Origin of the sequence: Psychrobacter proteolyticus (assembly GCF_038155145.1) — a bacterium.
Lineage (GTDB): Bacteria > Pseudomonadota > Gammaproteobacteria > Pseudomonadales > Moraxellaceae > Psychrobacter > Psychrobacter proteolyticus_B.
Genome location: NZ_JBAKAY010000158.1, coordinates 1 through 217, shown reverse-complemented (window position 1 = coordinate 217; position 217 = coordinate 1). Strand labels below are relative to the sequence as shown.

1 pseudogene is annotated in these 217 nt (G+C 40.6%); it reads left to right on the top strand.

Annotation, left to right across the window (positions count from 1 at the left end):
- Positions 1 to 157 (top strand): annotated as a pseudogene (locus tag V6252_RS13345) (response regulator transcription factor); the annotation flags it as partial.
- Positions 158 to 217: the final 60 nt, after the last annotated feature.

Sequence of the window (217 nt, the reverse complement as noted above, 5' to 3'; positions counted from 1 at the left end):
CGAAATTCGTAAGCTTGAAGACCCGACAGCACGTCCAATACGTGAACAGATCCCTGCTCGTACGCATCGCGGTGTTGAACTGAATAAGCTAAAAGATATCTACTATTTTGCAGCAGATCAAAAATACTTCAAAGTACGTCACAAAGATGGCATGGTATAGATTGATGAAACGCTAAAATAGTTAGAGCAAGAGTTTGATGATAGTCTGTACCGAGTA